The following is a 9267-nucleotide window of genomic DNA, read 5'->3' as shown; positions in this document are numbered from 1 at the left end:
CCGCCGCCGCCCACACTGCCGACTTGGGCGGTGGGGATAATGGTCTCGAAGATGGCTCCGGTGTAATAGTCTAGGCCCCGTGCCAGTGACAGGTCCAAGGCGTAGTGGGCGGCGGGGAGGCCATAGGCTTGGAGGAGGGCGAGGATCTCGGTGAGTTGGGCCAAGCCGTGTTGTCCGCTGGGGGATTGGCTGAGCTGGGTGACGAAATTGGGCCAGTCGGGGTGAGCGGGGTGCAGGGTGACGATGCGGAGGAGTTCTTGAGCGGCGGCGGTCGGGATGCCCTTGGCTTCGAGTTCGCGGCGGACTTTCTCGGGGGGGAGTTTGTCGAGTTTGTCAATGGCGGTGAGGACAGTGCTTTCTTGGCTGGGGTCGAGGCCCACAGTCTCAATCATGCCGCGCAGGACCTGGCGGTGGTTGAGGCGGATTTTGAAGTCGGGGAAGCCGAGGCGGGTCAGGATCTCATGGGTGGCGGCGATGAGTTCGGCTTCCACGAGGAGGCTAGTGCTACCGATGACGTCCACGTCGCACTGGACAAATTCCCGGAAGCGGCCTGCGCCCGGACGGTCGCCGCGCCAGACGGGTTGGACTTGGTAGCGTTTGAAGGGTTTGGCGAGTTTGTGACCGTACATTGCCATGACGCGGGCCAGGGGTACGGTCAGGTCGTAGCGTAGGGCCAATTCGGGGCGTTCTTTGCGGCTGAAATAAAGGGGTTCATCGCCGAGATTGCCACTGTTGAACCCGTGGTAAATCAGCTTCTCGCCTTCTTCGCCGTACTTACCCGCTAGGGTTTCCCAGCGTTCCATGGCGGGGGTCTCCAGGGGTAAAAAGCCCCATTGTCGGAAGACTCCTTTGATGGTTTCGATGGCGTATTCCCGCAGTTGCATGACCTCGGGCAAGAAATCGCGCATCCCACTCGGGGTATCAAGTTCAGCCACGGTATCCTCAAAATGCCTATTCATCCTAACTGGGCGCGGTAAGGTGAAAAGATGCGAATCAAGATCTGTGGTCTGACCCAAGCTGAGCAATGTCAAGCCGTCGCCCGGTTGGGGGTCCATGCCCTGGGTTTCATCTGTGTGCCGAGTTCGCCCCGCTTTGTGCCCCCCGATCGGCTCTTTGAACTGCTCCAGGAATTACCGCCCTTCCTTACTCGTGTCGGGGTCTTTGCTGATTCTCCGCTCATCGAGATCGTGCAACAGGTCCGCGCCACCGGGCTCAACGCTGTCCAACTCCACGGTCAGGAGTCCCCTGAGGATTGCCGCGAGTTATGCCAAGCTCTACCGGGTGTGGAGATTATCCGGGCGATCCGCTTGCAGTCCCCCGACCAACTCGTTACCCTCATCCCCTACTGGCCCCACATCAGTGCGGTGCTACTCGATGCCTACCAACCCGGTCAACTCGGCGGCACGGGCCAACCCCTCGCCTGGTCCACCCTGGTTCACTTCCAGCCCCCCAAACCCTGGGTCCTCGCTGGTGGCCTCACCCCCGAAAACATCTCAACCGCCCTTACCACCCTTAATCCCGCCGGGATAGATGTCTCTAGCGGTGTCGAATCTGATCCTGGCATCAAAGATCTAACTCGTGTGAGACATCTCCTAGAAGTCATCCATCAATTGAAGTAAGGCCCCTCCGCCCCATACCCTGACGGGCACAGGCTCGTGGGGACCAAGGCAGAAGCGATCCCCCTAAATCCCCCTTTTTAAGGGGGGCTAGGGAGATCGCTTAGATTTAGGGGAATCGCTTAGGGCTAGACCGCGTAAAAAGCACGACGGCGGTTGAGATGCCCCTCTACTGCGCTTCTCGTTCGGCAACCACGGCATAAAAAGGGTCCTGGGGCTGGGTAAACCAATCCATGAAGTTCCCGGTGCGTGGGGCGACTTGACGGACGGCGCGGATCTGGGTGAAGCCCCCGGCTTTGGTGAAGTAGGCGGTGACCAGTTGCACATGATCCTCGTCGGAGCTATCGCGCCAAGCCTCCACCGCCTTGGTGGGAAACATCCGGTTCGAGAAGCTCACCACCGTGACCCCGCCCGGTTTGAGGACCCGGTGGACTTCACGCATCAGTTCGAGGGGCCGGGTCACGTATTGGATGGAGACCGTATTCAATACTGCATCAAAAGTTTGGTCTGGATAGGGCAGGACCGGGTTTTGGTTGAGATTCTGGACAGTATAGGCCTGGAGTTGCGGGTTGGCTGCCAATTCCACTTCATTCATCCCCAGACCCACGACCCGGTTGACCGGCAGATCGGCGGGCAGGTGTGAGACCCAACTGCTCATCAAGTCGAGAATCGTCGCCTTGGGCGGGAGGACTTCTTGAAAAAGTTGCTGGAGCTTCTGAATAAAGCCGTCGTCAATGTGCTGGACCAGTCGCGGTGACTGATAAAAAAGCTGGTCGTCAGTCTCATCGGTCCGGGTGAAGGAGTTACGGGCGGTCATGGCCTTGAGGAGCGTTTCACTGCCCATCTTAACGAGCTAGAGCCGGAGCAAGATTTACAGTCCGACAGATGCGCTACAATCAACCCCCATGGCACTTTATCAAACCCATACCGACACCATCGCTAAACACTTTGACCGCTTCGCCCCAGAACGGGATACTTGGCGCGGGCGCGGACGGGCTTATCATGCGGCCCTAGCCCACCTCTGCGGCTTCCTCATTCCTCCCGGAGCTAAGGTCTTAGAAGTTGGCTGTAGCACCGGGGAACTCCTGCACCAACTCCAACCCAGTCATGGCCTGGGCGTAGACATCAGTGGTGAGAGTATCGCCTTGGCCCGACAGAAATTCCCCCGGCTCCATTTTTTGACCGGGGATATCCAGAATTTGGTGCTGGATGAGACCTTTGATTACATTTTGCTCGCCGGGACGATTGGCTATCTCTCCGATGTGCAGCAGGCGTTGGACCACTTACGGCAATTTTGTACGCCCCAGACCCGGTTGGTCATCGTCCACCACAGCTACCTCTGGGAACCACTTTTGAACTTAGCGGAAAAACTCGGGCTCAGGATGCCCCAGCCCCCCCAGAACTGGCTTTCCAACGAAGATTTGGTGAATATGGTCCAGTTGGGCGGCTTTGAGGCGATTAAACAGGGTCATCACGGGCTATGCCCGGTCAGTCTCGGCGGTCTCGAGGGCTGGCTCAACCGTTACCCCGCCCACCTACCGGGCTTGAGTGCCCTGTGTGTGGATAATTACTTGGTCGCCCGTCTCAATCCCCGTCCCCGCGCCGCCCTGCCCTCCATCTCCGTCGTCATCCCGGCCCGCAACGAGCAGGGCAATATTGAGAATTCTTTAAGCCAAATGCCGCGCATCGGTGGTCATACCCAGGTCATCTATGTCGAGGGTCATTCCAGTGATGACACTTGGGCGGAGATCCAACGGGTTGCTAGGCGATACCCAGACTGGGATATCCAGATCCACCAGCAGACGGGCAAGGGGAAGGGGGACGCAGTACGGCTGGGGTTTGCCCAGGCCACCGGGGATATCTTGGTCATCTTGGATGCCGATTTGACCGTGACCCCGGCGGACTTGACGAAATTTTATGATGCCTTAGTCAGTGGTCGCTGTGAGTTCGCCAACGGGTCAAGGCTAGTCTACCCGCGCTCTGCCGAGGCGATGCCCTGGCTCAATACCGTTGCGAATAAGCTCTTCGGGTTGGCATTTAGTTACTTATTGGGCCAGCGTTTCAAAGATACGCTCTGTGGGACCAAAGCTCTTTGGCGCACAGACTATGAACGAATTGCGTCGGGGCGGGCCTATTTTGGTGATTTTGACCCCTTCGGCGATTTTGATTTACTCTTTGGGGCCGCTAAGCTCAGTCTCAAGATCCTGGATGTCCCGGTGCGCTACCACGAACGGGTCTACGGACAGTCCAATATCCAACACGTGCGCGAAGGGCTGATTCTATTGCGGATGTGTCTGTATGCTTCCCAAAAAATCAAGTTCTTTTAAGCCGTTGTCAATACCGCACCCCGCGCTTGGAGGTCTGCTTGCTGAGTGGGGGTCAACCCGACGCCGGCGCCAAACCGACACCCGACCACCTGTGCCCCCTGCCACTGCGTCCGATGACAGGTCGCCCCGGTCAGGTCTGCCCCAGTTAAATCCGCCCCATCGAAATAAGCAAAGATTAAATCCGCCCGGTAGAGACGACTCCCCCGTAGATCTGCCCCCCGCAAGTCCCCCCGGATGAAATTAACGCCCGTCAAGTCCAACCCAGCCAAGGTCGCCCCCGCTAATTGGGGAAACTTCACCCGCGTCGGGTCCGCCAAGAATCCCATCACACAGCGGACATTGGCCTCAGTCAAAGGCATCTGGGTCAAAAAATCCCCGTAGCGAGCCAGACCCACTAACCGCAGTTGCGTCAGCCGTTCATGAGGCGATTGCTGTAAAAATTTCTGACTGCGGGTCTTGAGGTCTTGGGGTAAATCCATCCTTTGCATCCCCTGGGTAGCAAGTACCATTGAAACTAATGTATTGAGCATCTAGGTAGCCATGAGCGACAGGGAAGAAGAACAGACCACGACGGGTGCTGAAGAAACCCCAACACCCCCACCGCCGCCACGCTGGGAACCCGTCGGTCCTTCCTGGCTCTATGACGACGATGAAGTCATTGTCAATGCCCGCGAACAATTGTTGGGGGATTACAATATGTGGGTCCAACTCGCGGGCGGCACTCGCCAGGACGCACTTGACGTCTTCGTGCAGGATTACCCCAAGGGACCCCTCAAAGCCGGGAGTGACGAGAACCTCCGGGCCTACCTGAGGCAACGCTTCCTCTGGCTCCCCGTCTACCAAGCCTACGAGTACCGGGCAGGCATCTTCAATGCGTTGACTTTTGTGGTAATTGCAGCGGGTCTCGGCTATATGCTCTTGGTCTATCAGCCCCGGCCTAAAAATGTGCCCCAGGCTCCCCTCGTGACCCCCGATACGACCGCGCCTACTAAATAAATGTGAAAAGAGGGACCAGGACTGTCCTTGTTTCGTCCTGCTCCCTCTTCCCGTTCACTCCCCGTCAGTAGATAATCATACGCAAGACCGTGACCGGCTGTAAAGAGTCCTCCTCGACCCTGCTTACAAGAGAGAGGCTAGAGGAACCACTTTTAACGGACTGGGTTATCAAGAGAGCTGTTTGAGTCCGAGTATTTCTGAGAGCTGTACTTGCTCCGCTAGGGCAACTTGCGCGATGTCGAGAAAGTCATCCATCCAGTCTTCTAGAGCCTCTAACGCTAGATCACGGTTTTGGGTTGCGGCTTGGGCCTCACCTTTTTCTTTTTCCTGGGCAGCTTTGGCGTGAATAGTGGCTTGGAGTTCGGCTTGACCAGCTTGAATTTTTTCAGGACCATAGCGAAATTCGCTCAAAGCCTTTTGGATCTCGGGGCTAGCGGTGGCGGTGGTCAGGGCGGTTTGGTAGGAACTCAAACGGCTGGCAAGGGTCTGGGCAAGCATGGCTTCCTCCGGGGGTTGGCACTTAAGGGTGCCCAAATGGGGAAGAATTGCCGCTGGGATGGTGGGAATGATTTTTTGACCGTAAAAACCGTTGTTTACTCGGTAAGAATTGTTTTCCGTCCGTAAAAACCATTGTCTGGACCGCAAGAATGGTTTTTTGACTGTAAAAACTGTTGTTTGCACCGTGATGGTCATTTTTCATCAGTAAGAACCGTGTTCTGGACCGTGGGCATGGTTTTTTGTCGGTGGGAACCGCGTTTTTGGTTGGTTATGCGGAAATTGACGGTGTGGAAGAGCCATGATACGGTGAGAGGAATTTAGGCGGTGCAAAAAGCTTGAGGCAACCCATGAGTTTTGAGCATTTTAGGGAGCAATTCTTCAGCATCTTTACGTCTACTAACTTTGAAGGCGGAAGAACTTATCTAGAATATATCCATACTCCCCAAGCTAACGATGAAGACAATATTGTCGATACAAAGATAGTTCTGCCGCTGCTATTGGCTTTAGGGTTTGAGACGGGAGATATTACTAAAAATCAAACAGGCGTGGTTAAAGATAACTCACGTCCTGATTTTCAAGTATGTTTACATGAGGCAAATATACGCTGCTTTTTGGTAGAAGATAAAAATACTGCCTATAGTCTGAAGCGTCCTGAACCGCTGCAACAACTCGCCAACTATGCACGGAGTCGTGGCTATAGCCTGGGTCTCCTCTGTAATGGTCAATATCTTTTGGGTTGGGACCTCTCTAACCCTGACTTGCCCAATCCAATTTTAAGTCTGTCCCTCGTTGAGATCCTAGAGACCTTCTCGGGCTTAAATCTGTTCTCAGAGACCTCTGGACAGCTAGCGAATCACCAAGAACAGGCATTACGGGCTTTGTATCGCCGTTTCCACAAAAGTAATTTTGTGGATATCCAGAGGTTGATTGCCGAGATTGGTCTCGATGAAGCCCAGTGGTTGCAAGTGGCGCGGAGTCAGGCTAATAACGAAAATTTTGATGAGTTGTTGATTGAAGATTTGCGGTCGGCGGTCAAGCTGCTCGAAGATGATGTTTATTATCAGCTAGAACTAGTCTTAGCGGAGTATCAAACCTACTGTGATGTTAAATATTCACCAAATGGAAATGGGCATGAAGAAAGTATGCCAAAAATCTTGTCAGATCTACGGAAGCGGATTCTCAATCACTTGCGAGTACAAGCAATTAGTAAAGTTGATGATCTATTGTGGGCAGATGAGAAGTTAGTTGAATTCGCCGAAAATCCCCACGGTACGATTACAGTCCTAGCAAATAAACTACTTAAACGTTTACAACAAGCACAGCAAGAGACCCAAAAACCCGTGAGTCCAAAAGTTGTTGTGAATCAATTAAATCTACTCCCGACGATTACCCTGATGGAGCAGAAGGAACTCAATATTAAGATAACACCACAGACACAGATCACTAAACTGGACCCTAATCTCGTCGAATGTTTGAAACAGTACGAGCGTCTCGTCCTGGATTGGAAAGCTTGGCAAGCGGGTCAGGCTCTCGCCTATGACCACGCCATCAAAACGATTCAGTATTTCACGTCTTGGAAAAATCTAGTAACACGGACGATTCTGCAAGGGGCGGATGAGGAAAAGCTCAAGTCAGAGTTCGCCAAACAGACGGCCTATGTCTATGTGATCCGGCTCTTGATGGTACGGATTTGTGAGGATAAGGGTTTAATCAATCGTAAATTCTCGGACGGGGGCTTTAAGTATTGGCAGGAAATTTTTGTTACACAATATCTAGACTTTGCTCAGGGCTTATCTTTGGATTATTTATTGGAGATCGCCTACCGTTCGGCTCAGAGCGTCTATGCACATTTTTTCAGCAATGAAAATCTGTATAACTGGTACCGGATGGGGGAGACCTTATTAATTAAAGTGTTACATATTTTAGCCAGGGTGAATCTGGCGGGGATTGATAGTGACATCATTGGGATGGTTTACGGGCGTTATATCCTGGAGGGTAAGCATGAACAGGGCCGCTACTATACGCCGCGTAATGTCGTTGAGTATATGTTGGATTCCTTGGATTATCGGTCGGATAATCCTGAGATTCGGGGTAAGAAGTTGATTGATCTAGCGGGGGGGTCGGGTAGCTTTTTGGTCCATGCGGCCCGTCGCTTGATTGATTCCTATCGTAATCCCAGAACAGGCGAAATTCCCTTAGAATATGTGCCTACGATTATTCAACAGGTCAAAGATTCGCTCTATTGTCTAGACATTAATCCTTTCGCTTGCTATCTAGCCGAAACGAATTTGTTAATTCAGGTAATTGATTTACTCAAACGCTTGAAAGACGCTGGTAACCTCGCTAACTGTAGTATTGACCGTTTCAATATCTACAATACGGACACTCTCCTCCTCCCCAAAGGCGAGGATTTCGATACACCGCTCCTCAACCCCCTCCTGAATGCCGAGGTCTCCCGCGTCACTCAAATTAAAACCCGCTCGGGCGATTTCAGCGCAGGATTTGATTTCGTCGTCGGTAATCCGCCCTACGTTCGTGCTGATGAACCGGGGTTAGAGGCGTATCGCCGTGAACTTGAAGAGAGCGGTAAGTTTGAGACGCTTCATGAGAAATGGGACTTGTTCATACCGTTTATTGAACTGTCTTGTAAGACCGTGAGTACGGGCGGTAAGGTCGGCTTAATTGTCTCACGAGGAATTCAAACGAACAACTATGGTACAAAAATAAGGGAATATATTACGCAGTATTTAACCGTACTCCAGATTGATTATTTCAGTAAGGTCTTCTTATTTTCTGATGCTGCGGTAAGCAATACGATATTTTTTATAAAAAACTTACCCCCGGATCAGTCAGTGCTGGTGAAACGGCTATTGCACATACAGACGCTTGAACAAACTAGGGAGCTTGAGTCCCTTTGCCAGATTGAATACGGGCCGGATGTATTTCGGCAGTTTGTGACGACTCAACTTCTTGAAAATACAATTGACCTTGAAGATATTTGCTATTGCACGGTAGGGATGGTTCTTAATTCTGACGAAAATCTAAGTAAAGTTAAGTTTAAAAAAGATGATCTGTTAAACTCAATGCCGACAAATATTTTTACAAAAAAATATCTAGATGGCGAGAATCTCACCCGAGAATTTTCTGTGGACCAGACTAGATATCTAGAATGGGGTACCCAAAGATGTCCAGCACAGATTAGACGGGTAACTATTCCTGAACTCTACGACTTGCCCAAGATTCTTTTCGGCATGACTTCCTATCCAACGTTTGATCGCGGTGCTATCGAGGGAGACGGGTTTTATGTACCCGATAGTGTGCGGTTTTGTGTGCGTTGGGATGCTGTAATCGGTATCACTCGTCTCAAAACGGCTAAGCGACAGATGTACGAACTATCCAAAAAGCGGCAAAAAGGCTTAGAGGAAGGTAAGAAAGTACAAATTTATGAGCAGGCTGAGAGACAAGCACAGCTAGCCCTTCGCTTCGATCTACGTTACATTGCCGCCCTACTTGCCTCTAGTTTCGGTAAAAAGCTGCTTGCGGAAAATAATCGAGACGAAAATATCATGACTGTTAGCGCAGATGGTAGTACCTCTAAGAGCCGTATCTATCCCGATGACCTGAAAGAATTTCCTGTCAAAGATATTTCCCTGGTTCAACAGCAACCATTTATTGAATTAGTAGACCAATTAGTACAGAGAAATTGGGACTTGTATGCTTTGACTCAACAGGGCTATAAGCTGACACGCATCTAACTTGCATTTATAGAATTACCTTTATTTTTAATCCTGCGACCCCAATCAATCTTGAGTTCTCCGCGATTAAGTAAT

At 51.8% G+C, this 9267-nt stretch carries 8 protein-coding genes; 4 read left to right on the top strand and 4 right to left on the bottom strand.

Annotated elements, in window-relative coordinates; genetic code table 11:
- Nucleotides 1–935, bottom strand: a 935-nt coding sequence (locus tag HFM78_RS11905) for a HisS family protein (RefSeq protein WP_287129665.1), incomplete at its 3' end; no start/stop codon positions are given.
- A gap of 51 nt (nucleotides 936–986) precedes the next feature.
- On the opposite strand from HFM78_RS11905, the gene HFM78_RS11900 reads away from it, so the two are divergent.
- Nucleotides 987–1619, top strand: a complete 633-nt coding sequence (locus HFM78_RS11900; RefSeq protein WP_287129664.1) for a phosphoribosylanthranilate isomerase — start codon at nucleotides 987–989, stop codon at nucleotides 1617–1619.
- Nucleotides 1620–1785: 166 nt separating this feature from the next.
- On the opposite strand, the gene HFM78_RS11895 is transcribed toward HFM78_RS11900, so the two are convergent.
- A complete protein-coding gene (locus HFM78_RS11895) occupies nucleotides 1786–2433 on the bottom strand; it encodes a class I SAM-dependent methyltransferase (RefSeq protein WP_287129663.1) in 648 nt (215 codons plus the stop codon).
- Between the two features lie 88 nt (nucleotides 2434–2521).
- On the opposite strand from HFM78_RS11895, the gene HFM78_RS11890 reads away from it, so the two are divergent.
- The gene (locus HFM78_RS11890) at nucleotides 2522–3943 is read left to right on the top strand and encodes a bifunctional class I SAM-dependent methyltransferase/glycosyltransferase family 2 protein (protein WP_287129662.1); all 1422 of its coding nucleotides are present in this window, start codon (nucleotides 2522–2524) and stop codon (nucleotides 3941–3943) included.
- On the opposite strand, the gene HFM78_RS11885 is transcribed toward HFM78_RS11890, so the two are convergent.
- Entirely contained in the window at nucleotides 3940–4422 is a 483-nt protein-coding gene (locus HFM78_RS11885) for a pentapeptide repeat-containing protein (protein WP_287129661.1), read from the bottom strand. The genes HFM78_RS11890 and HFM78_RS11885 overlap by 4 nt on opposite strands.
- A 61-nt stretch (nucleotides 4423–4483) precedes the next feature.
- Here HFM78_RS11885 and HFM78_RS11880 point away from each other — a divergent pair, with 61 nt between their 5' ends.
- A complete protein-coding gene (locus HFM78_RS11880; protein ID WP_287129660.1) occupies nucleotides 4484–4939 on the top strand; it encodes a hypothetical protein in 456 nt (151 codons plus the stop codon).
- Between the two features lie 168 nt (nucleotides 4940–5107).
- Here HFM78_RS11880 and HFM78_RS11875 read toward each other — a convergent pair whose 3' ends face one another.
- The gene (locus tag HFM78_RS11875; RefSeq protein WP_287129659.1) at nucleotides 5108–5632 is read right to left on the bottom strand and encodes a hypothetical protein; all 525 of its coding nucleotides are present in this window, start codon (nucleotides 5630–5632) and stop codon (nucleotides 5108–5110) included.
- Between the two features lie 416 nt (nucleotides 5633–6048).
- Here HFM78_RS11875 and HFM78_RS11870 point away from each other — a divergent pair, with 416 nt between their 5' ends.
- Entirely contained in the window at nucleotides 6049–9192 is a 3144-nt protein-coding gene (locus HFM78_RS11870) for a class I SAM-dependent DNA methyltransferase (protein WP_287129658.1), read from the top strand.
- Nucleotides 9193–9267 lie beyond the last annotated feature (75 nt).

The organism is Candidatus Cyanaurora vandensis (assembly GCF_013285555.1).
GTDB classification, from domain to species: domain Bacteria; phylum Cyanobacteriota; class Cyanobacteriia; order Gloeobacterales; family Anthocerotibacteraceae; genus Cyanaurora; species Cyanaurora vandensis.
The sequence above is the reverse complement of the archived record's forward strand: the minus strand, read 5'-3'. Positions and strand labels throughout refer to the sequence as shown.

Bases quoted from the DNA above. Each gene is read 5' to 3' on its own strand.
- HFM78_RS11895 (WP_287129663.1), bottom strand. From the start codon at position 2,433: ATGACCGCCCGTAACTCCTTCACCCGGACCGATGAGACTGACGACCAG.
- HFM78_RS11875 (WP_287129659.1), bottom strand. From the start codon at position 5,632: ATGACCATCACGGTGCAAACAACAGTTTTTACAGTCAAAAAACCATTC.
- HFM78_RS11880 (WP_287129660.1), top strand. From the start codon at position 4,484: ATGAGCGACAGGGAAGAAGAACAGACCACGACGGGTGCTGAAGAAACC.
- HFM78_RS11885 (WP_287129661.1), bottom strand. From the start codon at position 4,422: ATGGATTTACCCCAAGACCTCAAGACCCGCAGTCAGAAATTTTTACAG.
- HFM78_RS11900 (WP_287129664.1), top strand. From the start codon at position 987: ATGCGAATCAAGATCTGTGGTCTGACCCAAGCTGAGCAATGTCAAGCC.
- HFM78_RS11890 (WP_287129662.1), top strand. From the start codon at position 2,522: ATGGCACTTTATCAAACCCATACCGACACCATCGCTAAACACTTTGAC.